Genomic DNA, 26,145 nt, shown 5'->3' on the forward strand with positions numbered 1-26,145 from the left:
GAAACCTGCCGCTGCGCCAGGCCACGGGCAAGACTGGATTCTCGATGGGAGAGGAGACCACGATGACAGTTCGCAGTTCCGTGGAGCCGTTGGTCGACAACAACTGGCGGATGTTCGCCACCTGTAAGACGGTGGACCCCGCCGTGTTCTATTCGCCGGGTGAAGAACGCGGACGCAATCGGGCTGCACGGGAAAATTCCGCGAAGCAGGTGTGCTTCCGCTGCCCGGTCATTCGGGACTGCCTGACCTTTGCACTCGACACCGCTGAACCACACGGAGTATGGGGTGGGACGACACCGTCGGAGCGCCTTGCACTACGACGCTCAGCTGCGTGAACTCCGCTCACACGAGACCCCCGTCACGTTCGTACCGGACAAACAGGCAAGATGGCCTTGTGCCTATGACACGACGCGCTGTTGCCGTGACCGCGATCTTCGCTTCCTCGATCTTGTTGGGCTCGTGTTCGTCGCAGCCGGAGGCACCTGCGGCAGCGGACACCACGACCACGGTTCCCGAGGCATTCACCAAACTGCCCTCGACCACCGCCGTGGACAAGTGCGGACCACAGAGCGGGACCACCCTCGAAGACGGTGTCTTGACCATCGCCACCGATTCGCCGGCGTACGCGCCGTGGTTCGTCGACAACACTCCGTCCAACGGCAAGGGCTTCGAGGGGGCGGTGGCCCGGGCCGTCGTCGGCAAACTCGGGTACAACGCCGATCAGGTTCGCTTCACCACGGCCGCCTTCAACGACGCACTGAAACCAGGCCCCAAGGATTTCGACTTCGACGTCAATCAGTTCACGGTTTCCGGGGATCGCCGCGAGAACGTCGACTTCAGCTCGCCGTATTACGCAGTGGCGCAGTCGGTGATCGCCTCGCGCGGGAGCAAAGCCGCTGAGGCAAAGAATCTTGCGGATCTTGCCGGCTACCGACTGGGCGCTCAGACCGGTTCCACCAGCCTCGCGGCGATCACGGACACGATTGTTCCGACCACTGCGCCACGCGAGTTCGCGACCACGGACGATGCGAAAGCTGCGCTGGCCGCAGGCGAGATCGACGCACTGGTCGTCGACATCCCGACCGGATTTCACATCACCGAGAACGAACTGCCCGGGTCGGTCATCGTGGGTCAGTTTCCGCGGCCCAACGCGGTCACCGAATTCTTCGGGTTCGTGCTCGAGAAGAACAGTCCTCTGACGGCGTGCGTCTCTGCCGCCGTGGATGCGCTCTACGCCGACGGCACCCTCGAGAGACTCGCAACCGAATGGATCACGGACAGCGCCGACGCGCCAGTCCTCGAGTAGTTCAGCCGGCGCGCCCACTGATCGCGCCGACGAAGACCTTCGGGATGTCTGCCGGTGTCGGAGCGAAGTGGCTGTTGCCGCCGGTGAGAGCCGAAATCTGCTCGAGCACATCGGTATCGGCGTCATCGGTGACACCGATGGTGATGATCGGTACCGGCCGCGTCGGGTCCTGCTCGCGAGTCAGGGTGTCGAGAAGTTCCTGCAGCGAGATACTCGACGGATCATCGTTCGCACCGTCGGTCAGTAGAATCACCGAATTGATCGAGGCCGGATCGTAGGTCTGTTGCATGGACCGATACGCGGCGAGAACGCTGTCGTACAAACCTGTTCCGCCGCCGACGATCGAAGAGAGGCTGTCGATCCGAGACAGCAGTTTGCTCCGATGATCCGTGTCGCCTTCAGTTGCATCCATACGGGCGACAGGTTCGAGTTCGCGGTAGTCCGTGCCCTCGCCGAGGTCTACGGAGAATGCCCAGAGACCCAATTGTGCGTTGGCGGGAAACATTCGGATCGCAATGTCACCGGCCTGTGCAGTCGCGGCCATTCGAGTGACCCCGTCCTGCATGTAGTCCATGGACCCCGAGACGTCGACAACTGCCAGTCCACGGGAAGGCCTGGACAGAATCTCGTACCGCGCAAGCGCTTTGGCGACCACAGTCGGATCGGACGGCACCAGCGAGCCAACTTTTCCCACTCCACCGGCGACCGGCGGGGCCTGATCCGCGCCGCGGAACCCGAGGCCGGCAAGTACGGAGCGCCCGGTGTCCGATGTCAGCGCTGCCGCCAGCAGTTTGCCGGCGTCGACCGCCGCCGACGAGTCTGCACCCACACTTGCCATCGGGTAGTCCATGAAGACCGAACCGGACGACGGTACCGACGCGGTGAGTCGACTGTCCGCATGTGCGGCGAGATAAGCCTCGAAGGTCTGCTCGGTCGTCACCGCGGTCCCGCCGTCCGCGTCCACGGTTTGGATGCGTCCGGTCGAACCGGTTTCCTTCAGATTTCCGTACTGCGCTTGCGCCACCGGGACCAGGGCTGCCGAAATGGACGTGAGGTCCCCGCCCCGCGACTGGGCCTCGGCAAAGGCTGCCACGATCGGTGCGCTGGAGACGGCACTGGTGAGGGGATCGCCGATGTGCAGTGCTGGAGCGCCGAGGACATCCGTCCAAGCGGCGGGTGCCTCGCTACCCGGCGCCGAGACAGTGACAACAGGGGTGGACGCGACCGAGTTGCTGATCCGGCGAATCTCCTGCCCGCTAGCCGAAACCTTGTCCAACCATTCGCTCGAATCAGGGATCCACAGTGCGGGCGCCGAACCGTCGGCGATCGCCGCGACGGTGAGCACGGGATCTTGCGGCGTCACGCTGAGCGAGCTGCACCCGAGTTCCGTAGCGGGGATGGCAGCGGCGACAGCTTCGAGTCCCGAGGCGATCGACGGATCGGCCGCCACGGTCACGGTCTCCGGGTTCTCACAGCTGGTTGCCGTCGCCGCTGTGACAGCACTCGCACCGAGTTCTCCCTTGTCGCTGACGCTTTTGAACGTCACGGCGAATGCCGCGGTGCCACCGACTGCGACTACTGCCAAGAGTCCGATCAGAACCTGCACGGATCGAGGCATGGACGCAGGTGGTGCGCCGTACCCATGACGAGACGACATTGATCGAATCCTTTCCGGCGGGACCCGCATCAATAACCAACCGATGCCCGGTTTATCCCGCCGAAAAGAATCCTAACTCATGTTAGCGGTGAAGTAGCTCGATGTGGAAATCTCCACAACTTAGGTGTAGATCTGGACAAACTGGGCCAGCGACTTCTCCACATCGCCTTTGAGCGCCCGCGCCACACTCGAACCGATCGGGCCGAACAACGGCGCGCCGCCCAACTCGACTGTCAGCGCGAGTTCCGACCCGTCGCCCTTTGCCTTGACGTCGAGTTCGAGACCGAGCTTGACCCCGCCCTTGCCGTCTCCCTTGAGCGAGATCGCCTTCGGAACGTCGTACTTCTTGATGGTCCACCGAACGCGGTTGCGCAGGCCCTTCACAGTCACGACCGAGCTGATCTCGGTGCCGACACCCAGTTGTTCGGGAAGTTCACTGCGCCATCCGTCGTGAACCACGAGCCAGTTTTCGTATCCGCTGAGATCGGACGCCTTGTCCCACACTTCCTGAGGAGGAAGCGGAACGTCGATTTTCACTGTGAGCTTTGCCATGGCAGAACAATAAGCCCCGTGCGCCTTTTCCGTAACCAGAGGTACCAGAAAGACGCACGGGGCTTTGCCCCTCTTAGTGGCTGACTGCCTTTTCGACGCCGACGCCGGTGAGGGAGCGAACTTCCATCTCCGCCTGCTTTGCCGGATCTTCGATCTTGTTACGTCCGATGTACGTACCGACGATGCCGAGGACGAATGCCAGCGGAATCGAGACGATGCCGGGGTTCGAGAGCGGGAACCAGGCGAAGTCGGAGTTCGGGAACATCGACGACGGCTTACCCGACACCGCCGGGGAGAACACGATCAGCGTCAAGCAGCTGATCAAACCGCCGTAGATGCTGAAGAGCGCACCGGTGGTGTTGAACTTCTTCCAGAACAACGAGTAGAGCAGGGTGGGCAGGTTCGCCGAGGCCGCCACTGCGAAGGCGAGAGCCACCAGGAAGGCGATGTTCTGCCCCATCGCCATGATGCCGAGAACGATGGAGACGAGTCCGATGACCACGACGGTGATTCGAGAAACTCGAACCTGCTGCTCCTCGGTTGCGTTGCCGCGCTTGATGACACTGGCGTAGATGTCGTGAGCGAACGACGCCGAAGCAGTGATCGCGAGACCGGCAACGACGGCGAGGATGGTCGCGAACGCCACCGCGGAGATGATGCCGAGGAAGATGGTGCCACCGAGCTCGAAGGCGAGTAGCGGAGCGGCCGCGTTCTCCTTACCAGGCGCTGCCAAGATCTTGTCCGGTCCGACCATGCTGGCCGCGCCGTAGCCGAGAACCAGTGTGAACAGGTAGAAGGCACCGATGAGCGCGATCGCCCAGGTCACCGAGCGGCGAGCTTCCTTGGCAGTGGGCACCGTGTAGAAGCGCATCAGCACGTGCGGCAGGCCCGCGGTGCCGAGCACCAAAGCGATTCCGAGAGAGATGAAGTCGAGCTTCGTCATTCCGGAAAGACCGTACTTGGCACCGGGCCCGAGGATGTCGCGTCCCTGCACACCCTTGGTGGTGGAACTGTTGACCATGTCCTGCGCATTGGCGAGCAACTGAGAGAAGTTGCCGCGCACTGCCCACAGAACGAGTACGAACATGATTCCGGCTCCGGCAACCAGCAGAACTGCCTTGACCATCTGTACGTAGGTGGTGCCCTTCATGCCGCCGACCAAGACGTACACGATCATCAGCACACCCACGATCGCGACGACGATCGACTGTCCCACCTTGCCGTCGATGTTGAGCAGCAGCGCGACAAGTCCACCGGCGCCGGCCATCTGGGCAAGAAGATAGAAGAGGGAAACGGCCAGAGTGGACAGGGCTGCCGCCATGCGCACCGGACGCTGCTTGAGTCGGAAGCTCAGCACGTCGGCCATCGTGAATCTGCCCGTGTTCCTGAGCAATTCGGCGACCAGGAGCAGTGCAACCAACCAGGCGACAAGGAAGCCGATGGAGTACAGGAAGCCGTCGTAGCCGTACACGGCGATCGCACCTGCGATACCGAGGAACGATGCCGCCGAGAGGTAGTCACCGGCGATGGCGAACCCGTTCTGCGGGCCGGTGAACTGCCCACCACCGGTGTAGAAGTCGGACGCCTTCTTGGTGGTCCGGCTGGCGCGGATCACCAGCGTCATGGTCACGACGACGAAAGCGAGGAAGATCGCGATGTTGAAGGCTGGGTTTCCTACGTCCGTTCCGGACGCGGCGAGTGTGGTGATCACTATGCGGGACCTTCCAGTTCTTCACGGATGGCGGCGGAGCGGGGATCGAGCTCACGACCGGCGAACTTCACGTACCACGCGGTGATGGCGAAGGTCGTGACGAATTGCCCGAGGCCGAGGATGATGCCGAGATTGATGTTGCCGAGGACCTTGGTGGCCATGAAGTCGTGGGCATAGGTAGCCAGGACGACGTACACCGCATACCAGAGCAGGAAGAATGCAGTGATGGGGAAAACGAACTTGCGCAGACGCGTTCGGAGTTCCTGGAATTCGGGACTCGCTTGCATGTCTATGAATGCCTGGGCATCCGGGGTGCGTCGCTCTTGCGGCGACCCCTCACTGATTTCTGCTGTGGACACTGCCGGCTCCTCGCCTCGCGTGTGAAGTGAACTACGCACAGACATTAGTGAGATCGGAGTCACATGAAGACGCTGTGGCGCCAGTCACACGGTGAGCAGTCGCGCGCTGCGCCGAACGGTCAGGCAGGCGCGACCAACGGCAGAGGGTTCGGGCGGTGAAAGTCAGGGTTGGCGGAGATCGTCTTCGCGATCGGAGCCCATTCCGAGACGTTCCGGGGCGTGCATCCGCGTGAAGATTCGCGCAATATCTGCCGGTATCTGCTTCGACGACACCTTGCTCACGACGATCATCGTGAGGAACGCCAGCGGCACGCTCACCGCGGCCGGGAACGCGAAAATGGCTGCCGGCCAGCCACCGAGGACGTCCTCCGACAAACCACCCAGGACGGCGACAGTAGCGGCAGTGCCCGCAACACATCCACCGACAACCATCCCCGCCCCCGCGCCGACGGCAGTCAGACCGCGCCACCAGATACCCAATACGAGCAGTGGGCAGAGCGTCGACGCAGCGACTGCGAACACCAAACCGACGGTTCTCGAGAGGTCGACCGACACCACCGCCAGCGACAGCACGAGAGGAACGACCCCGGCCAGTAGCGCTGCAATACGGAAGTCTCGAACTCGACCACGGAGAACATCGGTACTGACGACGCCGGCGATGCTGACGAGCAATCCGGACGACGTCGACAGGAAAGCGGCGATGGCACCGGACGCCACGAGGGCTGCCAGCAGTTGTCCGCCCCACCCCGAGAACACCGAGCCCGGCAACAGCAGCACCGCCGCGTCAGAGGTGCCGGTGATCAGAAGTTGCGGGACGTACAGGCGAGCGAAAACACCGAGGAGTGTCGGAAACAGGTAGAACACGCTGACCAGACCGACAACGGCGAGCGACGTCAGACGGGCTGCCCGGCCGTCGGGGTTGGTGTAGAACCGGACGAGAACATGAGGAAGGCCGAGCGTTCCGAGGAAGGTCGCGAGCATCAGCGAGTACACCTGGTACATCGGGTGCGGCCCACCGAAACCCCAACCCGGGGTGATCCAGTCAGAGTTCTGCGCGGGCGCTCCGGCGACGACGGGGACAGCGGCTCCCGCGTCGAGGACCATGGACATGCCTTCACCGAGAGTGTGCTCCCCCGGCCCCAGGGTCATCGTGCCTTCGACCGCTCGCCCGTCGACTGTGCCGCCGCTGACCGTCACCGGCTCGGACACCTGGACGACGACGTCGGTGGTGATGTCGACGGTCGTCGCAGTGGTGACCGTCGGCGGCATCGACGCGCCGACGTCGTGGTGATCGCCGAAGAAGTAGAAGGTCAGTGCCACAGCGGGAATCGCGACGGCAGTCAGTTTCAGCCAGTACTGGAAGGCCTGAACGAAGGTGATCGAGCGCATCCCGCCGCCGACGACGTTGGCGATGACGATGACCCCGACCGCTACGCCGCCGATCCAACTGGGAACCCCGAGCAAGATATTGAGCGTCAGTCCCGCGCCTTGGAACTGTGGAATCAAATACAGGATGCACACCATCGCGACCACGAGCATCGCGAGCTTGCGCAATCGCGGTGAGCCGAGACGGAACTCGGCGAAATCGGGGACGGTATACGCACCGGAACGCCGAAGCGGCGCTGCGACGAACAGCAGCAGGGCGAGGTATCCGGCGGTGAAGCCGATGGGATACCAGAGTGCGTCGGCGCCGTACTTGGCGACCAGCCCCGCAACACCGAGAAACGAAGCAGCAGAGAGGTACTCGCCGGAGATGGCCGTCGCATTCCACCGCGCACTGACGGTTCTGGACGCGACGAGAAAGTCCGAGGTGGTACGAGCGAGCCGAACGCCGTAGATTCCGATAGCCACCGTCGCGACAGCTGCTGCCACGATGCCGAGCACCGTCAACACCGGGATAGGTTGTCCTCCCACAGTGCCGCGCTCAGTCGTCCACGATGTCGTTGAAGTCCTGCTCGTTTCGCTCCGCACGACGCACGAACACCCAACCGGTCGTCAACAGCAAGGGATACACGGCGCCGCCCATCACGAGCCACGGCAACCGGATGCCAAGGACCGCGACCTCCGACAGCGTCGGGAAGAGATGCGTCAGCAGCGGCACCGCACACAGGAGCCCGGCTGCGACGACGGCAAGGCGAATCGCCAGTCCCAACTGCGCGCGAACGAGACCGCGGATCATGGCGTCACCGACTTCGGTCTGTTCCTGCACCTCCACCCGTGTTCGCACGATCCGTGCGCCACTACGTTGCGCCAACACAACGCGCTCACGCTGCGGAGGATCGGACTGCGACGTCACCGCGACAACCAACTCTGCTTGGGCGCACGAACCAGTCGATCCTTGAGTTCACGGGTGTGTCTGCGACTGACCGGAAGCTCGACGGGAGGCTTGTCGCCGTGCGGGCGCAGACAGACCACCAAACCGCTGCCTACTGTGCGGATGCCGGTGACCAGCGCCAGAGACACCAGGTAGGAGCGGTGCACACGCAAGAAGCCCGCGTCGGCCCAGCGTGATTCGAGCGTCGAGATCGGGATGCGCACCAGGTGCGACTTTCCAGCGGTGTGCAAACGCGCGTAGTCCCCGTCGGCTTCCACCCACTCCACCGAGGAACGCTGAACGAGCGTCGTTACACCGCCCAGTTCCACCGGGATCACCTCGTCCGTGGGCGCAGCTTCGGGTTTGCTCTCACTCTTGGTGCGCCCGGCCAGCCCCACGATCCGCTGAACGGCCTGAGCGAGACGCTCCTCCCGGAGCGGTTTGAGTAGGTAGTCGACGGCGCCGAGATCGAATGCGTCAACCGCTCGATCGTCGTGCGCTGTCACGAACACCACGGGCGGTGGCGTCGCGAAATTGGAGAGGATGCCGGCCAGTTCGAGACCGTCGAGTCCGGGCATGTTGATGTCGAGAAACACCGCGTCGATGCTTCCACCGCGCAGTATCCGCAACGCTGTCGTCGCATCCGATGCCGTGTGAACGTGCGCCACCGAGTCCTCGGCGCGCAGCAAGAAGGCCAGCTCGTCGAGGGCTGGTTTCTCGTCGTCGACGGCAAGGACGGTCAGCTGGGCATCAGTGTCAGTCTCGTTCACAACAGGTCCATGTTCCCACGACGGTTTCAGCCTGATCATCGAAGGCGAGAATCAGACGTGAATACCCTGCTTGAACTTGGGAACACGCATGCTGACCTTCGTACCGGCACCCGGCGCTGTCTCCACCACGAGTCCGTAGTCGTTGCCGAACGCGGCACGAAGTCTGTCGTCGACGTTGGCCAAACCGACGTGAGCAGCTTCTCGTGCGCTGGGTCGCCCCGATCCCGACTCGATGGCGTCGAGCGAACCGGAGCGCAGTAGTTCGGGGTCCATCCCCACACCGTCGTCCTCGACGCTGATGATGCAGTCCGGTCCCTCGTCCGCAGCCACGATGCTCACGGTCCCGCCCTCCGGCTTACTCGAAATGCCGTGACGAACCGCGTTCTCGACCAGCGGCTGGAGGGCAAGGAAAGGAAGAACCACGTTGAGCACTTCGGGTGCTATCTGAAGGCGGACGTTCAGAGCCTCCCCGAATCGCGCGCGTTCGAGGGTCAGGTAACGATCGATGTTGCGCAACTCGTCGGCAAGCAGGGTGAACTCACCCGCAGATCGGAACGAGTACCGCGTGAAGTCCGCGAACTCGAGGATCAGTTCTCTGGCCCGCGCCGGATCGGTTCGAACAAACGATGCGACCGTGTTGAGCGCGTTGTAGATGAAATGAGGACTGATCTGTGCGCGCAGGGCACGCACTTCGGCTCGATCCAACAGGGCTCTGGACGCGTCGAGGTCGGCGAGTTCGATCTGACTGCAGGCATATCGTGCGACCTCGGTGACCGCTCCGAGCATTCCCGGCCACGGGTCCTCGCTGGTGACGATTCCCAGTACGCCGACCACGCCGATGTCCTCGATCAGCAGGGGCTGAGCGATCAGCGCTCGCACATGGTGATCGCTCGGTCCGCGCACCAGGTCCGAGTGCGTGACGAGTACCCGGCGTTCGCCTTCGATCGCACGAATGGCGGCGTCGTGGAATTGTTCGGACAACGCTTCGTGACGGCCGTCCCACGCCAACAGGTTTCCCGACGCGTCTGCCAGGCCCAGACCGGAGCCGCCGGTCAGCTCGCGTAGGTGAGGCGCCGCCTCGGCGGCCGAATTCTCGTCGAGTCCACGCCGAAGTGGCCGCGCGGCAAGCGAAGCCGTGTGGAGAGCGGCATGGACTGCACGTTCGGTGGGGGTGGTCACCTCACGTCTGGTGCGCATCCACACAGCCGTCAGCGCCCCGGCCACTGCGAGAATCAGCACGCTGAGAAGCGCGACCACGGCCGGACTCACCGCGAGTCCTCGTCCAGTTTCCGTATCAGTGTTTTCGGAGCCACCGTGCGGTACGCATCTTCGACGACGTCGGCTACGTCGTTCCAGAATTTCTCGTCCTTCTCGTCGGCACTCGGAACGTCGAGGTACACGCCGATCCATCCCCGGCCACCCACGTACGGAGGGACGAAGAACCTCGACGGATCACGACTGACCCAATCTGCCTGCGCCCCAGGTGGGGCCGCGGCCCAGATCGCGACGCGATCGTCGTGGTGGTGATCTGCCATGGTGACGAACTGCGGCGCCTTGCGCACGAACCACGACGCTTCACCGTGGCTGACCCGCTCGGTCGCCTCCGGCAATGCCAGTGCAAGAGCGCGGATTCGTGCCGAGGCCGTCATCGATTCACGACCCGCAGGTGTTCGGTGCCGGAACACCTGCAAATCGATCCTTCACCCACGCGACAGCTCCCGGCACAGCGGCGCCGTCCGCATGACCTTCACCCGGTCGCGCCTGGAATTCGATGACGTCACCGTCGGCGCAGGCGCGTTCGACTGCCGCCTCGGTCCATTCCGGACGGATCAGGTTGTCGTTGGTACCGACGACTACGTACATCGGACCGCTCGCGCGTTGACGGGGAAGAGCAACATCGCTGAGCCACGCGTGAATTCGGTCCGCATCCTCGGCGGTGGCCGGCCGCGTGTCGGCGGGCGTCACCTTTCCGACCAGACCCAGCTTCTCCGTCGCCCGAGAGGTCAGGCACGAGGTGAGCAGGTCGTAGTTCTGCTCGAATGCGCCGCGCACGTAGTCGGTTCGTTCGAGGTCCGGATGGGTGAGGGACAGCCCTTCGAGTACATAGGGCAGCAGCAGTTGCTGAGGCAGTGACAGATTCACCTCGGAATCACTCGAGATGATCGGCGAGATGTCCGCTGCCGGGGACAGGTTTGCTGCACCGACGAATTCGAGTCCGTCGCCGTAGGTGTCGGCCTCCTCGGCTGCCGCCCAGGATGCCTGCCCGCCTTGGGACAGCCCCAGAGTTGCCCAACGAGTCGAGGTGTCCGGAACGACGTTGCGCGCCGCTCGAACCGCGTCGATGACGTTGAACGCCGCGGTGTCCGGTTGCAGGTAAGGATGCGGGTCCGGAGTGCCGAGGCCCTCGAAGTCGGAGACAGCGACCACGTATCCCGAGTCGAGGAACGGCGCGACCAGGCCGATCGTGCCGAACAGGGTCGGCGAGGCCGACGGCGCGCAGTCGTCCGAAATACCCGTCGTGCCATGGCCGATGGAGACGATCGGCCAACCGCCCTCCGGCGGAGTTCCAGGCGGCGTGAACACCGTTCCCGACACCTGAGTCTCTCGGCCGTCGATACCGGAGGTGGAGCCGTACAGGATTTTCACCGCGCTTGCTCCGGACGCCGCCACTTCGGCTGTGCTGGTGAAGGGTTCACTGTCGAACACGACGCCACGTTGCGCACTGCTCTCGACCGACGGGGTTGTCGTGGTCGAGGTGTCGGTGACGGAGACATCCGGCGAGGCATCCGATCCGCAGCCGACGCTCACGAGAAGTGCGCTCGCCACCACGACTCCCCAGACTGCGCGAACCCGCGAACTCCGAACCGTCATACGCAGTGTTCCCCTCTATTTGCCTGCACCGCTACCTGCTCGGCGACGCCTGACACGTTCCTCTGCTGCGGCCTCTTCGATGTCGAGTCCTTCCAATACGGTACGCAATACCTCGTCGTCGAGATCTCCGTCGTCACGTGCGGCGATCAGCGCAACTCGTTGCGAGCGCAGTGACTGATGCCTGAACTTGTCGAACAGAGCTCCCGCATTCCACAAGGCGGCCTCGCGATCGGCGTCCTCGTCGACCTCCTGGAGTTGAAGCCTCGCCTGCATCGAGCGTCGTACGCGTTCGACGATCGCCTGCAGTTCCTTCCCGTCGATCCCCGGCGGAGGGTGCGCGGCCGCGTCTGCCAACGCCTTCTCTCCCGCCTTGCGAGAAATGTTGCGGGCCAACTCCATCTGTTCCTGCGTGCGCAACTGCTCGTAAGGATCCGCGACGTCGAGGCGACGGATCATGAACGGCAAGGTCGATCCCTGGATGAGCAATGTCCCGACCGCGACGATGAATGCGATCGCCTGGATGACGCCGCGTCCGGGGAACGGCTCGCCGGACGAGAGTGCAAACGGGATACCGCCGGCCGCAGCAAGAGTGACGACGCCGCGCATTCCCGCCCACGAGACCACCAGATTCTGTTTCCACGTCAGTTGATTCTCGCGATCACGGCGCAGGGTTACACCGAATCGCACACGCGAGTAGCTCAGGAACAGCCACACCGGCCGAATCACGATGACAACGGCCAGGACTGCCAGACCGTACGCGAACACGTGAAGCACCGGAAGTCCGTCGGCGACAACATCGTCGATCACGAAGCTCAGTTGCAGCCCCATGTACGCGAAGACGAACATCTCGAGGAGCGTGTCCAGGCTCGACCACACCGAGCGCTCCTGCAGCCTGGTCATGATCGACGCGTCCGTCGAATAGTGCCCGATCACCAGACCAGCGACCACGACGGCCAGAACACCGGACGCGTGTAGTTCTTCGGCGGCCAGGTAGGCAGCGAACGGAAGCACCAACCCCAAGCCGGTTTCCAGTGGAGAGTCGTACATGCGGGCACGAACGAACTTGACGACAAACGCGAGCACCAAGCCGACGACAACGCCGCCGATCACTTCGTACGCGAAGAACAACAGGGGCGAATCGGTGGCAATTCGCGTTCCGGTCACTGCTGCGACGGCGACGGTGAAGAGCGTGAGCGCGGTGGCGTCGTTGACGAGCCCCTCGCCCGTCAGGATGGCGATCACCCGTTTCGGGAGCCCGAGCTTCTGACCGACCGCCACCGCGCTGACGGCGTCGGTCGGCGCGATCACGGCCCCGAGCACCAGGGCGGCGCCGATCGTGAACTCGGGCACCATCCATTCGGCGAAGAAGGCAACCACGAACGCCGTCACCAACACCATTCCGACGCCGAGGCGCAAGATCGGGGCCAAGTTGCGTTTGAAGGTCGCCACCGAGAATTTCAGAGCGGCCGAGTAGAGAAGCGGCGGCAGGACCACACCGAGAATGACGTGGGGATCGAGTTCCGGCCGCGGCATACCGGGTATGAAGGATGCGACCGAACCTACCGTCACCAAAACCAGCGGAGCCTGCAGGTTTCGTCGATTGGACAGCCCGGTGACTGCGATGGCGGCAATGACGACCAGCAGAATCCAGGTGAAGTTCACGCGTTCATTCTGCCCGCCGACCCTGGGAGTTCACCTAGCGGACGCACAGAAGCCCGCAACCTTTTCGGTGACGGGCCCCTGAGCAACGGTGCTACCGAAAAACGGTATGCCGAATCCGGTATTACTGCTTTTCGGGAACAGCCTTCTTGGCGGCCTCAGCTGCCTTGTCGATCTGATCGCCGTACTTGTTGCCGGTCTTGTCGTCGGCGATGTCGGCGACCTTGTCGATAGCGTCGTGAACCTTGTCGGAGTTCTCCGCTGCGAGCTCCTGGCCCTTTTCGACCAATCCCTTGACGTTGTCCAAGAAACCCATGTCCGTGTCCTCTCCCGGTGCTGACGCACATCCTTCGGCGGAATCGTTCCTCCGCGCCCTTCGATTCTCACAGGTCGACGGCCTCTGCGCCAGAAAGCAGGTCCGTGCGTTCGAGCCGTGCGCAACTCGAGGTAGCGTTAACCCGCCAATAGCTGATTGACCACCCATCGACATCGACAGGTGCCCGGTTTGAATGCAGGACTGCGCGGGACGGGGAGCGACCCCTACCCCACGCGTGAACTGCTGTCCCGGTGGTGGTCGGATCGCACCGATTACACCTGGCTCCCCCGATTCCTCGACACTCGCGGGCTGACCGTTCCCGGACGCAAATTAGTCGCGGTGTGGTGTTTTCTCTTCGCCCTGATCGCGGCGACCATGCAGTTGAGCCGCTTCGGTTCCGACACCGCCCTGGCGCGGTCGATCTTCGCCCTCGGAACTATCAGTGGCGCCTATGCGGGCTACCGCTGGGCGCGTAATGAATCGTGGCCAACTTGGCGACAATCCGTGGCCTTTGTCGTCTGGGCCGACCTGTGGCTCGCCGTCACTCTCTTCCTCGCCGTACGCACCGCTTTCGTCGGAACCATCGGCTGCATCTTGTTCATCATGATCGGCTTCTATGCGGCGATAGTTCACAGCCCTCGCGTTGCCATCAGCCACATCGGTTGGGCTCTTGCTGTCTGCACGACGCTCGCTGCCATGGCGATGTCCGAGCCGGTCAACGACGACTGGGTGGTCGTGAATCTCTATCTGATGGTTGCCGGTGTGGTTTTCTCCACCGCGTGGATTCTGCAGATCGTCTGGCTGCGCCTGACCGACGACGCACGCAACGCCCACCGGGACTACCTCACCGCGACACTCAATCGCCGCGGACTCCAGGACGAGGCACAGCATCTGCTGCGCAGTGATCGAACGCAGGCTCTGATCGCACTACTCATCGACGTCGACTCGTTCAAAAACCTCAACGACACGCACGGGCACGTCGCGGGCGACGACGCGTTGACCGCTGTCGCCGACCGCCTCATCGCTGCCGCCGGACCCGATGCGGTGGTGGCTCGAATCGGTGGAGACGAGTTCGTCGTCCTGCGCGGAGTCGATCGAGGAGATATCGAGCAGGTCGCCACCGAGATACATTCGGCGGTCTCGTCCGACTCCGATCCCTATCCTGTGTCCGCCAGTACCGGCGTCAGCGTCTATCTGAGTCCCGAGACGGACTTACCGGATCGGGCTGTCAACGAACTGATCGAGCACGCAGACAATGCGATGTACCGAGCCAAGAAGCGCGGCGGCGATCGCATTGCCTGGGTGCAGATGTTCAGGCGCTGAAACTACTCACTCACTGTGGGCATGGTGATGCTCGCCGGGCAGGTCGTCGGGTGTCGCGAACATCTTTCGTTTCTCCCCGTGCAGGCGTGCGCTGATCCACCACGAGAGTTCCACGAGTACAACGCCGATCGCGCCGAGGGTGATCGCGAGCGTCGTCGCAGCGACGTTGCTCGGATCCAGTTTGAAGAACTCGCGGGTGAACGGCAGCGCGAACAGGATGAGGTATCCGGCCACCGACCCGCCGATCAGAACGAGCTTCCACCAGACGTACGGCCGAGCCACGACGGCCAGAACCCACACGGCGATCATGATCAACGTGATGAGCGCACTGGTTCCGGCCTGGATCTTCTGGGTTTCCGTCTGGTCCGGGCCTTGGTAAGCCAATACGTAGGAGATGAACGTGGTGATGCCGATGATCAGGCCCGACGGCAACGCCAGACGCATCACGCGCGAGACGAAACCGGTTCGCGCGCGCTCGTTGTTGGGTGCCAGAGACAAGATGAAGGCCGGGATACCGATCGTGAACCACGCTGCGATCGTGACGTGGCGGGGCAGGAACGGGTACGGCAGCGGTTCGAAGTCGAAGACCTGGGACAGGACGCCGGTGATGCCGATCAGGAACGCAAGCACCACCGAGTAGACGGTCTTGGTCAGGAACAGATTCGACACACGCTCGATGTTGCCGATCACTCGGCGGCCTTCCGCGACGACGTACGGGAGCGTCGCGAACTTGTTGTCCAGCAGCACGATCTGGGCCACGGCTCGGGTAGCCGGGCTGCCCGACCCCATCGAGACTCCGATGTCGGCGTCCTTGAGTGCGAGCACGTCGTTGACGCCGTCACCGGTCATCGCGACGGTATGTCCGCGAGACTGCAAGGCCGCGACCATTTCCCGCTTCTGATCCGGTCGCACTCGACCGAACGTCGTTGCTCCGTCGAGAGTGTCCGCCAGCTTTTCCTGATCGCTGGGCAGCTCTCGCGCGTCGATGGGGCGGTCGCCGCCTTCGAGTCCGAGGGATCCGGCAACGGCGCCGACGGAAACCGCGTTGTCGCCGGAAATGACCTTGACCGCGACCTTCTGGCTGGCGAAGTACTCCAACGTCTCCTGGGCGTCCGGGCGCACTTTCTGCTCGAGCACGACCAGAGCTTCGGGGGTGACGGTGCCAGGGGCGTCGGCGTCGTCGACGGGGAGGTCGCTGCTGCCGAGCATGAGGACACGAAGTCCGCTCGAACCCACTTCCTCGGCCTTGCGGGCCATTTCCGAGTCGGGATCGAGCAGCACGTCCGGGGCACCGAGTACCCAGTTGCCGTGACTGCCGTACGACTGGCCGCTCCACTTCTTCGCCGAGGAGAACGGCGCCACCGCTGTCGCTTCGCCCCACCCGGAGTCGTCGGAGAGAGACTCGCGAATCGCCAGGACACTCGCGTTGGGGCGAGGGTCGGACGCGGCCATCGCGCTCAACGCGGACTTGACCGCAGTCTCCCCCGATCCACCCGGTGCGACGTCGACCTCGGACAGCCGCATACCGTTCTCGGTCAGCGTTCCGGTCTTGTCCGCGCACACCACGTCGACACGAGCCAGACCCTCGATCGCCGGCAACTCCTGAACGAGGCACTGGCGCTTGCCCAACCGGATCACACCGACCGCAAATGCAATGGACGTCATGAGCACAAGGCCTTCGGGAACCATCGGAACCAGAGCTGCCACCATGCCGTTGAGTGCCGGTCGGATCGGCAGGCCGATCGTGAAGAGCTGATTGAAGATGATCAGCGCACCCGCCGGAATCATCAGGTAGGTGATGAACTTCAGGATCTTGTCGATGCCGCTACGCAGTTCGGAATGCACGAGGGTGAACTTGCTCGCCTCTTCGGCCAGCTTGGCCGCGTATGCATCGCCGCCGACCTTGGTGGCGCGGTATGCACCGCTGCCCGCGGCAACAAAACTGCCCGACAACACTTGCTGGCCACTCGCCTTGTGAACCGGATCGGCCTCACCGGTGAGCAGCGATTCGTCGACCTCGAGTGCAGCCGAACTGACCACCTCACCGTCGACGACTATCTGGTCACCGGATCCGAGTTCGATAATATCGTCGAGCACAACATCTTTGGGCGCCATCGCCACGGCGACGCCGTCACGCCTGACCATGGGCTTGGCCTGACTCACGATGGCCAGAGCGTCGAGCGTGCGCTTGGCGCGGATCTCCTGGATGATGCCGATACCGCTGTTCGCGATGATCAGCAGTCCGAACATGCCGTCGATGATCGAACCCGTCGCGAGCACGATCACCAACAACACGGTCAGGATCGCGTTGATGCGAGTGAAGACGTTGCCGCGAATGATGTCCTTGACCGAGCGGGACGCCCGGTCCGGTACATCGTTGGTTTGTCCCGACGCGATCCTTGCTGCAACCTGATCGGCGGTCAGACCGCGGGCGACGTCGACGTCGTCCGGCAATCGCTCAGGCGCTACCGCCACTGCTGTCTCTTCTGAACTGGTGTGCTCGTGAGCCATGGTCAAAGATTACGCACCCGGAGCAACTAATCAGGGTGCGACTCGACAGGCAACCACGTCCGCGACACTTCGCCGCTCAGCCCAGCGGTATCCACCACTTCGACGGCGGTGTCGGTGACAACGCGTCGATCCTGCCGCCCGGCATCGGGACCGACACTGTTGTGCCCGCATCTGCAGCCGACTCGTCGAGGCGAATGATCGGCTCCGACCACGAGTGAAACGCGAGGTTGAACGTCGCCCAGTGAATCGGGACGAAGACACCGCGCGACCCGTCGCCCTTGTTGAGGTCGATGTGCGTCTGCACTGCCTCTTCCGGATTCATGTGGATGTCCGGCCAGCGCACGTCGTACGCACCGACGGGGAGAAGCGTCAGATCGAAAGGCCCATAGGTTTCACCCAGCTGTTCGAAACGCGATGTGTATCCGCTGTCACCACCGAAGAAGACCCGGTGCTTCGGCCCGGCGAATACCCACGACGCCCACTGCGTCGTGTTCCGGACGAGGCCACGACCGGAGAAGTGACGAGCCTCCGTGCACGTGAGGACCAGGTCGTCGATTTTTGTCGACTCGTCCCAGTCCAATTCCACGATCCGGTTCTCGGGCACCTTCCAGTGCCGCAGGTGAGCCCCGATACCGATCGGCACGACGAACGGAGCGGTCTGTGTACGAGTCAGGGTCTTGACCGTAGCCATGTCGAGATGGTCGTAGTGATCGTGAGAGATGACTATCGCATCCACTGCAGGCAGTTCGGTCAAAGCCACCGGAGTGGGGTGCATGCGCGCGGGACCTACTGTGGCCGAGGGTGATACGCGTTCACTCCACACCGGATCGGCGAGAACGCGGTAGCCGTCGACCTCGACGAGAACGCTCGAATGGCCGTACCACGTCACCGCCGCGTCGCCGGCTGCCGCCGGTGCCAGCGGAGTGGCCAACGGAATCGGCCGACGCGGCCGACCCGTCGACCCTCGCGTGGCCATCGACTTGAACATTCCGACATCGGTGCCCGGAACCAGTGTGCTGCTGGGCTCCGAGTTGTGGAACTGGCGGTCCCGGTATCGCGGGGACATCGCCGCATACGGTTGCACCGTGTTTCGCGAGGCCCCGATCTGCGTCGGGATGCCCCATGCGGCTCGCGCCACCCACCCCGTCGCCGCGGCAACAGCAGCAACTCCGAGAACCGTCGTCTTCTTCATTCAGACGAGCGTAGCCACTATCTGCCCTGCGTGCCCGGCGCCTGTTTTCCCTGCAACCAGCTTTACTTACCCTTGAATACGGGAGGGCGGTTCTCGATGCGGGCAGCGCGGGCTTCCTGGACGTCCTCGCTGAGCCAGGCGGCGTGAAGCGCGTCGAGCTGCTCGGGAGACTGCTCCTCCATGGTGCCGTCGTCGTTCAGAACCATCTTCATGTGCCGCAACGACAGCGGTGCGAGATTCGCGATGCGGTGTGCCCATTCCTGAGCGTCGTCGAGGGTTCCGATTTTGTTGGCGAGGCCGCGAGTGAAGGCTTCTTCGGCGCCGATCTGTTCGATGCCGAGCAAAATGGTGCGCGCGGGACCGCCGCCGACCAGCGACGCGAGCCGACGCATCGTCCACTTGTCCACCGAGACACCGAGGGTGGCGGCCGGGATTCCGAAGCGAGCGCTCGGCGCTACGACGCGAAGGTCCGACGCGATGGCCAGTTGCGTGCCCGCGCCGATGGCCGGACCGTTGACGGCAGCGATGACCGGGATGGGCGCCGTGTCGATAGAGCGAAGCATCTCGAACAGGCGATCGGTGAAGCCCTCCATGTAGACGTCGCCGGAAAGGTCCGCGCCTGCACAGAACGCCGATCCCTCACCGGTGATGACGACGACGTGCGCGTGCTCGGCTACCGCCGCGTTCATCGCGTCCCGTATTGCGATGCAGAGTTCCGCGCTGAGCGCATTACGACGCTCGTGACGCTGCAACTCGATGGTCACGACGTTGCCGTCACGGGAGAACCCGATCATGTCCGCTCACTTTCGTTTCTGGAAGGCTCGACACAGGGATGTTCCGAGGCGCCGATACCGTCCGCATACTTCTCTGCAGCTAAGTTCTGTACATCAGGAGGTTAGATTACCGATGAGTACAGACGACCTTGCCGCACAGCAACCACACCCGGTTGACGTGGTGGTGATCGGCGCCGGACAGGCCGGACTCTCCGCCGCCTACTACCTGCGCAAGTTCGGAATCGAGCCCGAATCGGGGTTCGTGGTGCTCGATCATGCGTCGGGGCCGGGCGGGGCGTGGCAGTTCCGTTGGCCGAGCCTGACACTGAGCACCGTCAACGGCGTCCATGACCTCCCGGGAATGTCCTTCGCGGAAACCACCGGTACAGACGCCGAACAGGTGCCTGCATCGGTGGCGGTCCCCCACTACTTCGAACTGTACGAAAAGCAATTCGAACTTCCCGTCCACCGCCCGGTACACACGCGAGTGGTGTGTCCGAGGGAAGAGCGCCTGCGGATCGAGACCGACCAGGGAGTATTCGCGGCGCGAGGCTTGATCAACGCGACGGGGACCTGGGAGCGGCCCTTCATCCCCCACTATCGCGGGGCCGAGTCGTTCCGTGGCCGACAACTGCACACGAAGGACTATCGAACCGCTGCCGAGTTCGAAGGCAAACATGTCGTCGTGGTCGGCGGCGGGATCTCGGCCGTCCAACTGCTCGACGAGATCTCACGCGTCACGACCACTACCTGGGTGACGCGGCGCGAACCCGAGTTCCGCGACGAGCCGTTCACGCCGGACATCGGCCGCGCTGCGGTTGCCATGGTCGAAGATCGTGTACGACGCGGCCTGCCACCGGGATCCGTTGTCTCGGTGACCGGCCTCCCGGTAACGCCTGCCATCCGGGCAGCGCGAGAGCGTGGTGTGATGAATCGACTGCCGATGTTCTCCGAAATTCTTCCGAACGGCGTGAAGTGGGCCGACGGTACCGTCGTCGACGCCGATGTCATCTTGTGGTGCACCGGTTTTCGTAGCTCACTCGATCACCTGGCGCCGTTGCACCTGCGCGGACCGGGTGGCGGAATTCCGATGACCGGGCGCCTCGCCACGCAGGTCGAAGCCGACCCTCGCGTGCACCTGGTGGGATACGGACCGTCGTCGTCGACGATCGGAGCCAACCGCGCCGGCCAAGCGGCAGCGCGCGAACTGACCGCGTACCTGGGAATCGGCGAATGAACAGAATCCTTGTTCCGGGCGAAACCTGCTGGCGCATCGAACCGGCGGACAATCTTGCCTGCATCGTCGACGCCGCTGACTACTTTCATCATGCGAAGTCCGCAATGCTGCAAGCTGAAAAGCGAATCATGTTGATCGGCTGGGACTTCGACACGCGCATCAAACTCGAACCAGGCGAGCAGACTCTCGACGGCCCCAACCGGTTGGGAATGTTCCTCCGCTGGCTCGTCCGCGAGAAACCCGACCTCGAAATCCTCGTACTCAAATGGAACATCGGCGCGTTCACCGCAATCGGCCGCGGCATGACTCCCGTCTTCGTGTCCAACTGGCTGACCGACGAGCGCCTACGGTTCGAGATCGACGGCGCCCACCCGGTTGGTGCGGCGCACCATCAGAAAATCATCGTCATCGACGACGCTCTGGCGTTCTGCGGCGGCATCGACATGACTGTGGACCGCTGGGACACCTCGGATCACGTCGACCGAAACGATTATCGAATCACGCCCAGCGGAAGGCGTTACGGCCCTTGGCATGACGCAACCACGGCGGTCGACGGCAATGCGGCTGCGGCCATCGGCGAATTGGCGCGGGCACGCTGGAAATCCGCAACCGGCGAGGATCTGACACCGGTCAAGAGCACTGCGACTCCGTGGCCCGTCAATTTGGCTCCCACCTTGCGGGTGGTCGACGTAGCCGTCGCCAGAACATTGCCGGAACTCGGCGAGCGCGCGGAGGTTCGTGAGATCGAGGCGCTGTATCTCGCGGCCATCGCCGGCGCCGAACACACGCTGTACATCGAAAGCCAGTACCTCGCATCACGCACGCTGGCCGAGGCGATTGCCGCGCGTCTACGTGAGGCCGACGGGCCGGAAATCGTTCTGGTCATTCCCCGCAATGCCGATGGATGGCTCGAACAAAAGGCGATGGACGGGGCACGCCACGACCTGCTGCATTTGCTGTGGTCGGCCGATACCCACGACCGTTTCGGTGCGTTTTATCCCGTGACCTCTTCTGGCGCACCTATTTACGTACACGCCAAGGTTCTCGTGATGGACGATCGGCTCCTGCGAATCGGGTCGTCGAATCTCAACAACCGTTCGATGGGCTTCGACACCGAGTGCGACATCGCCGTCGAATCCGACGACGACGCAGATGTCGAGTTGCGCGCCTCGATCATCGGATTGAGGCGCCGGCTACTCAGCGAGCACCTCGACGTCACCGAGGAAGAAGTCGACGACGCGTCGGGTGAGCAGTCACTGTTGTCGACGGTTCGCGCTCTCTCGACCTCCGACGCTCGCAGTCTGCGCGAATTCGACCGGAACACAGTCGACGGCGAAGACCACGTGCTCGCTGAAAATGCACTGATGGATCCCGAGCGCACGCCGCCCAGACTGAGCGATCGAATCGAAGGATTGCGCCGCCTGCTCGGCAAACGCTGAGACTCTAGAACACGCGCACGCAGTGCCCGGTTGCCAGCGCGAGTTCGACGAGCGTTGCACCGTGAACACTCGGGACGAGCGCGAGGAGAAACGTATCGCTGTCGCTGTCGAGCCAGGCAAGTGAAACGCCCGTATCGGTGATGTTGTCGCCGATACGAGCGAGAAGCGATTCGAGTCCAGCAGCTCGATCGAAGGCCACGACAAGACTGTCCGCCCACTCCCACGATCCCGCCGGCGCCGACGTGAGCACTCGCAGCTGACCCAGAACCTCGGCAGCATCCTCGTTCCAGTCCACCCAGACCAGGCGTTCTTGTTCGTGCAATGCGTCGACGAGAGCAAACCACGCCATTTCCGGGTGTGGCTTCTCGAGCGTCTGTGAGTACAACTCGTTCTGTACTTCGACATACCGTTCCGGTTGGTCGATCGCGAGAGTCACACGATCGATGACAACAGCGCTGTCAGGGGCGAGCAGTTCGGCGATCGCGCGCAACGCGTCGCGAGCAGTTCCACTCACTATGGCTCCAAGTTCAATTCGGTCATCGGTGCGGTTTCCACATTCTGACATGCGTGTGCGCCTCGTTCGGACGTGTCCTCGATGTCGGGACACGAGCCAGATGCTTGCCGTGAGTTCCACGAATTCCCGGGCAGCACTACTCGCCGAGCTACCAAATTGGACTATCCGGCTATCCCATTCGCCGCACTTGTCCGTTTACCCTTTCACCTGGCCTTACAATCCGGATATAGTCATCGGCGATCCAAGAAGCCAACTGGGATGTAGCGAGCCAGCGAACAGTCTGTTACCGTTCAGCTAACTACCCCTTCTGGTCAAACCGGATCGAAGGGGTTCGGGCAATGACCCACGGGGGGTTGACGTGAAGGGGCCATGTTCCGCATGAAACACGATTCACACACGACAACCTCTTGGTGGTCGATCGGCGAATGGCGCCTGGGATGGAAGGTCATCGCCGTTCTCGCATTGCCGATGATCGTCGCCGTCGTCCTCGGAGCCCTTCGCGTTCAGACGGAACTCGAAGAAGCCGCACAGCTGAGTTCCTCGTCCGAGCGCGCCCTCGCTGAGCCCGCCGCGATCAATCTCGAATCCGCGCTGTACGAGCTCGCCGAAGCCGCATCGGCACGCACTGACACCGGCCCCGCCACACAAGCGGTTTCGGACGCAATGGATCAACTGGTCGACGCCGCGCGCGCGTTCCAGTCCGACGACGATCTCAACGACCAAGTGACTTCGGCGCTCGCAGAGAGCCGTTCCATCACGGAGGAGGTCGCCGCCGGCGCGGTGGCTCCCGCACGCTTGGTTTCGCGGGTCGGCGAAGTCTCTCGCGCACTCTCGAGCACCTTCACCAGCGTCGTCGAGCATTCTCAGCGTCCGGCGCTGCGCGAAGAGGGTGGCCGACTCTCAGCACTCTGGGATGCGCGACGAGCACTGGCCGAACAACGAATCCTCTTCGGCTCAGGTGATCCGGACCAGCAGGCTCGTACCTCGATGGTCAGTGCCGCCGGTGCCGAACTGGTCGCTCTGAACAACATTCTCGCCATCGACGGGAGCAACGACACCGTCCGGACCCTCAGCAACTCCGCTCAGAACCGGATCAACGCACTCGGATCAACCCCGTCGACCTCTCCTCTGGGGAGCCGCGTCGGTACCGATCTGAAATCCGGAAACGACCAGTACAACAGCCTGACCGACACCACCGTCACCGAGTTCGGCGATACCGTCACCGCTGAATCCAATGCAGCACGAACCGCAGCACTTCGTGACACTGCAATCGTGCTCGGCGCGGTCCTGCTGGCACTGGCCATCGCCCTCGTCATCAGCCGATCGCTCATCGATCCGATCCGTCGGCTGCGATTTGCCGCATTGCAAGCAGCACGACGCGGACTCCCCGACGCGATCGAACGAATTCGCGCAGGTGCCAGTATCGACGACGTCGACTTCGCCCGTGTACCGATCCGCACCCACGAGGAAATCGGCGAGCTTGCACGCGCGGTGGACGACATGCACGGTCAGGCCATCACGCTGGCCGGCGAGCAGGCCACCCTGCGGCGCCAGGTCAACGACATGTTCGAAACGCTGTCGAGGCGTAACAAGTCCCTCGTCGACCAGCAACTCGGTTTGATCGAACAGTTGGAGCAGGACGAAGACGACCCTCGTCGCCTCGAGAATCTGTTCCGGCTCGACCACATCGCCGCGAGAATGCGTAGAAACGGCGACAACTTGTTGGTTCTCGCCGGAACCGATGTACGCCGCGCCAGAACCGCCCCCGTCGCTCTCGGCGATATCCTTCGTGCGGCGGTATCAGGCGTCGAGGAATATCGACGCGTCGAACTCGGGCAGATACCGCCCGGAGTCGTCACCGGTCATGCTGCCCCGGACGTCGTTCACCTCATCGCTGAACTGCTCGACAATTCTCTGCGGTACTCCCCGCCGGAGACCACCGTCTCCATCAACGCTGCCCGCACCATCGACGGCTCCATGATCGTCGAGATCGCAGATCTCGGTATCGGCATGTCGCCTGCCGATATCCTCGATGCCAACGAGCGCCTCGCCGCCGGCGGCGAGATGAGCGCGGATACAGCGCGTCGCATGGGTTTGTTCGTCGTGAGCCGAATCAGTCGTCGCTACAACATCTCTGTGCGCCTGCGCCCGACGGCAACGTCGTCGACGCACAGCGGCATCACCGCAACGGTGCTCCTACCGACGTCGATACTCGATTCTTCTCGGGGACCCGAGATCCGCACGCCGCGAACCGGACCCGTGCCCACGCTCGATCGGACTCCGCCGCCCGCACCGTCTGAACCGTCCTGGTCACAGCCCGTCCCGACCGAATTGGCACCCCCGCAGCCTGCGACCAGAAGTTTCGCAGATCTCCCGCGTCGAACGCCCAGCAACAGCACCGACCGGACTGAGACGTTCGCCCCGATCACACCGCAATCCATTCCCACGACAACAGCGCCTTCGGGGTTGCCACGTCGCACTCCGGGCACAAGTGGAGTACCGGCGGTCAGTACCTCGACTCCGACCACTGCTGCACCCGCCACCTCCGTGTCGTCCTTCGCTCCTCTGCCCGATCCCGAAGGCACAAGCGCATCGACGTCCCTTCCCGTGCGTACTCCTTCGCCGGAATTCACCTCGCCGGCACAGGGTCCCGAGATCCCGGTGGGTCCACACCCGTCGACAACCCCGCCGCCACGGCACCGGCTCTCAGCCCCGACGCCGACAAACACTGCGGCGTTCTTCTCCTCGCGCACCCGTGACGGGCTCTCTGCTCGCGCATCGGCGCGCGCTGACGGCGCGGGAGACGGCAACTCGAACGGCGTACTCGCTGCCCCGAACACGATGCCGATTTTCGCCCGGATGGTGTCCGAGTGGCTCGTGGACCCGACGGCGGAGACGTCAGCTGCTTCCACCGGCAGTGCGTGGACCACCGACGCGGATCAAGGCTGGCTGGCCGCTCGGACCTCGTTCGAGATGCCGGTCACCAAGATCGCCGATTCCGGACTTCCCATTCGAGACCGCGGAGCCCGCCTGGTTCCCGGCGCAGTCGGGAGAGGTGGAACGACACAGCGCCATGCATCCAATCCGGCGGACGTCCAACGTGGTTGGAGCAGTTACCAATCCGGAGTACAACGAGGGCGTCGGCGCGCCGCCGACCATCAGCCCGATGGCGGACAGTCTTTCGAATCGTCCACGATGTTGCACAACGATGAAGGAGAACAGTGAACACTGTCGGAGCCCAAGAGACTCCCCGCGCACTCGACTGGCTGGTATCGGCTTTTGCCCGAGACGTGCCGGGTGTGAGTCACGCGATCATCGTCTCAGCCGACGGGTTGTTGACGGCCTCGAGCACACATCTTCCGCTCGATCGGGCCGATCAATTAGCCGCTGTCACTTCCGGACTCGCCAGCCTGTCCGCGGGGGCGTCACGCCTCTTCGACGGTGGAGCCGTCATGCAGTCCGTCGTCGAGATGGAGAACGGCTACCTGCTTCTCATGGGCGTCGGTAGTGGCGCTTACCTTGCCGCTCTCGCTGTCGCCGGATGCGACATCGGCCAGATCGGTTACGAAATGGCGACTCTCGTCGATCGCGTCGGCACCACCATGGACATTGCCCCGAGAACATCGCAGGGTATTTGAGTT

23 protein-coding genes are annotated in these 26,145 nt (G+C 63.3%); 7 read left to right on the top strand and 16 right to left on the bottom strand.

Features of this window, described 5'->3' with window-relative positions:
* The first annotated feature begins 62 nt into the window (after nt 1–62).
* Together GN300_RS03010 and GN300_RS03015 are read left to right on the top strand one after the other, a co-directional pair.
* Entirely contained in the window at nt 63–335 is a 273-nt protein-coding gene (locus GN300_RS03010; RefSeq protein ID WP_037128762.1) for a WhiB family transcriptional regulator, read from the top strand.
* A 65-nt stretch (nt 336–400) separates the two neighbouring features.
* Nucleotides 401–1,306: a transporter substrate-binding domain-containing protein gene (locus GN300_RS03015; protein ID WP_003940429.1), complete on the top strand. Its 906-nt coding sequence runs from the start codon at nt 401–403 to the stop codon at nt 1,304–1,306.
* Nucleotide 1,307: 1 nt separating this feature from the next.
* On the opposite strand, the gene GN300_RS03020 is transcribed toward GN300_RS03015, so the two are convergent.
* The 12 genes from GN300_RS03020 to GN300_RS03075 all read right to left on the bottom strand — a co-directional run bounded on the left by GN300_RS03020 (nt 1,308) and on the right by GN300_RS03075 (nt 13,515).
* Nucleotides 1,308–2,963, bottom strand: coding sequence for a substrate-binding domain-containing protein (locus GN300_RS03020; RefSeq protein WP_063315932.1), 1,656 nt, complete (start codon nt 2,961–2,963; stop codon nt 1,308–1,310).
* 120 nt (nt 2,964–3,083) lie between these two features.
* On the bottom strand, nt 3,084–3,515 hold the full coding sequence (locus GN300_RS03025) for an SRPBCC family protein (RefSeq protein ID WP_003939735.1): 432 nt from the start codon (nt 3,513–3,515) through the stop codon (nt 3,084–3,086).
* A 73-nt stretch (nt 3,516–3,588) separates the two neighbouring features.
* Complete coding sequence (locus GN300_RS03030) at nt 3,589–5,226, bottom strand: cation acetate symporter (protein ID WP_007727752.1); 1,638 nt, start codon at nt 5,224–5,226, stop codon at nt 3,589–3,591.
* On the bottom strand, nt 5,226–5,585 hold the full coding sequence (locus GN300_RS03035) for a DUF485 domain-containing protein (protein ID WP_007727754.1): 360 nt from the start codon (nt 5,583–5,585) through the stop codon (nt 5,226–5,228). The genes GN300_RS03030 and GN300_RS03035 overlap by 1 nt, the downstream gene beginning before the upstream one ends.
* A gap of 162 nt (nt 5,586–5,747) precedes the next feature.
* On the bottom strand, nt 5,748–7,499 hold the full coding sequence (locus GN300_RS03040; protein WP_030534942.1) for a cation acetate symporter: 1,752 nt from the start codon (nt 7,497–7,499) through the stop codon (nt 5,748–5,750).
* 10 nt (nt 7,500–7,509) lie between these two features.
* Nucleotides 7,510–7,881 (bottom strand): membrane protein, encoded by a 372-nt coding sequence (locus tag GN300_RS03045; RefSeq protein WP_003939880.1) that lies wholly within the window; start codon nt 7,879–7,881, stop codon nt 7,510–7,512.
* Complete coding sequence (locus GN300_RS03050) at nt 7,878–8,669, bottom strand: LytTR family DNA-binding domain-containing protein (protein WP_003939723.1); 792 nt, start codon at nt 8,667–8,669, stop codon at nt 7,878–7,880. Before GN300_RS03050 ends, GN300_RS03045 begins: the two co-directional genes overlap by 4 nt.
* Nucleotides 8,670–8,720: 51 nt before the next feature.
* On the bottom strand, nt 8,721–9,938 hold the full coding sequence (locus GN300_RS03055) for a sensor histidine kinase (RefSeq protein ID WP_030534943.1): 1,218 nt from the start codon (nt 9,936–9,938) through the stop codon (nt 8,721–8,723).
* Nucleotides 9,935–10,318, bottom strand: coding sequence for an MmcQ/YjbR family DNA-binding protein (locus tag GN300_RS03060; RefSeq protein WP_063315931.1), 384 nt, complete (start codon nt 10,316–10,318; stop codon nt 9,935–9,937). Before GN300_RS03060 ends, GN300_RS03055 begins: the two co-directional genes overlap by 4 nt.
* Before the next feature lie 4 nt (nt 10,319–10,322).
* Complete coding sequence (locus tag GN300_RS03065) at nt 10,323–11,540, bottom strand: lipase family protein (protein ID WP_030534944.1); 1,218 nt, start codon at nt 11,538–11,540, stop codon at nt 10,323–10,325.
* A 15-nt stretch (nt 11,541–11,555) separates the two neighbouring features.
* On the bottom strand, nt 11,556–13,202 hold the full coding sequence (locus GN300_RS03070; protein WP_003939739.1) for a Na+/H+ antiporter: 1,647 nt from the start codon (nt 13,200–13,202) through the stop codon (nt 11,556–11,558).
* A 121-nt stretch (nt 13,203–13,323) separates the two neighbouring features.
* A complete protein-coding gene (locus GN300_RS03075) occupies nt 13,324–13,515 on the bottom strand; it encodes an antitoxin (RefSeq protein ID WP_003940164.1) in 192 nt (63 codons plus the stop codon).
* A 180-nt stretch (nt 13,516–13,695) separates the two neighbouring features.
* Between GN300_RS03075 and GN300_RS03080 the strand changes: the two genes are divergently transcribed.
* On the top strand, nt 13,696–14,838 hold the full coding sequence (locus tag GN300_RS03080; protein ID WP_063315930.1) for a diguanylate cyclase: 1,143 nt from the start codon (nt 13,696–13,698) through the stop codon (nt 14,836–14,838).
* A 6-nt stretch (nt 14,839–14,844) separates the two neighbouring features.
* Here GN300_RS03080 and GN300_RS03085 read toward each other — a convergent pair whose 3' ends face one another.
* The 3 genes from GN300_RS03085 to GN300_RS03095 form a co-directional block, all read right to left on the bottom strand.
* Nucleotides 14,845–17,349 carry a cation-translocating P-type ATPase gene (locus tag GN300_RS03085; RefSeq protein WP_003940410.1) on the bottom strand — a complete coding sequence of 835 codons (2,505 nt, stop codon included), beginning with the start codon at nt 17,347–17,349 and terminating at the stop codon, nt 14,845–14,847.
* A gap of 76 nt (nt 17,350–17,425) precedes the next feature.
* The gene (locus GN300_RS03090) at nt 17,426–18,541 is read right to left on the bottom strand and encodes an MBL fold metallo-hydrolase (protein WP_007727770.1); all 1,116 of its coding nucleotides are present in this window, start codon (nt 18,539–18,541) and stop codon (nt 17,426–17,428) included.
* Between the two features lie 62 nt (nt 18,542–18,603).
* On the bottom strand, nt 18,604–19,335 hold the full coding sequence (locus GN300_RS03095; RefSeq protein WP_003940192.1) for an enoyl-CoA hydratase: 732 nt from the start codon (nt 19,333–19,335) through the stop codon (nt 18,604–18,606).
* A gap of 112 nt (nt 19,336–19,447) precedes the next feature.
* Between GN300_RS03095 and GN300_RS03100 the strand changes: the two genes are divergently transcribed.
* Nucleotides 19,448–20,551, top strand: a complete 1,104-nt coding sequence (locus tag GN300_RS03100) for an NAD(P)-binding domain-containing protein (RefSeq protein WP_020970433.1) — start codon at nt 19,448–19,450, stop codon at nt 20,549–20,551.
* A complete protein-coding gene (locus GN300_RS03105; protein WP_063315929.1) occupies nt 20,548–21,990 on the top strand; it encodes a phospholipase D-like domain-containing protein in 1,443 nt (480 codons plus the stop codon). The genes GN300_RS03100 and GN300_RS03105 overlap by 4 nt, the downstream gene beginning before the upstream one ends.
* Nucleotides 21,991–21,994: 4 nt before the next feature.
* Here the strand turns inward: GN300_RS03105 and GN300_RS03110 are convergent, their stop codons facing one another.
* On the bottom strand, nt 21,995–22,504 hold the full coding sequence (locus GN300_RS03110) for a hypothetical protein (RefSeq protein ID WP_030534948.1): 510 nt from the start codon (nt 22,502–22,504) through the stop codon (nt 21,995–21,997).
* A gap of 378 nt (nt 22,505–22,882) precedes the next feature.
* Here GN300_RS03110 and GN300_RS03115 point away from each other — a divergent pair, with 378 nt between their 5' ends.
* Both GN300_RS03115 and GN300_RS03120 read left to right on the top strand, forming a co-directional pair.
* Nucleotides 22,883–25,729, top strand: a complete 2,847-nt coding sequence (locus GN300_RS03115) for an ATP-binding protein (RefSeq protein ID WP_233405565.1) — start codon at nt 22,883–22,885, stop codon at nt 25,727–25,729.
* On the top strand, nt 25,726–26,142 hold the full coding sequence (locus GN300_RS03120; RefSeq protein ID WP_003940329.1) for a roadblock/LC7 domain-containing protein: 417 nt from the start codon (nt 25,726–25,728) through the stop codon (nt 26,140–26,142). Before GN300_RS03115 ends, GN300_RS03120 begins: the two co-directional genes overlap by 4 nt.
* Nucleotides 26,143–26,145: the final 3 nt, after the last annotated feature.

It is taken from the genome of Rhodococcus sp. Ni2, from assembly GCF_021352185.1.
GTDB classification, from domain to species: domain Bacteria; phylum Actinomycetota; class Actinomycetes; order Mycobacteriales; family Mycobacteriaceae; genus Rhodococcus_F; species Rhodococcus_F qingshengii.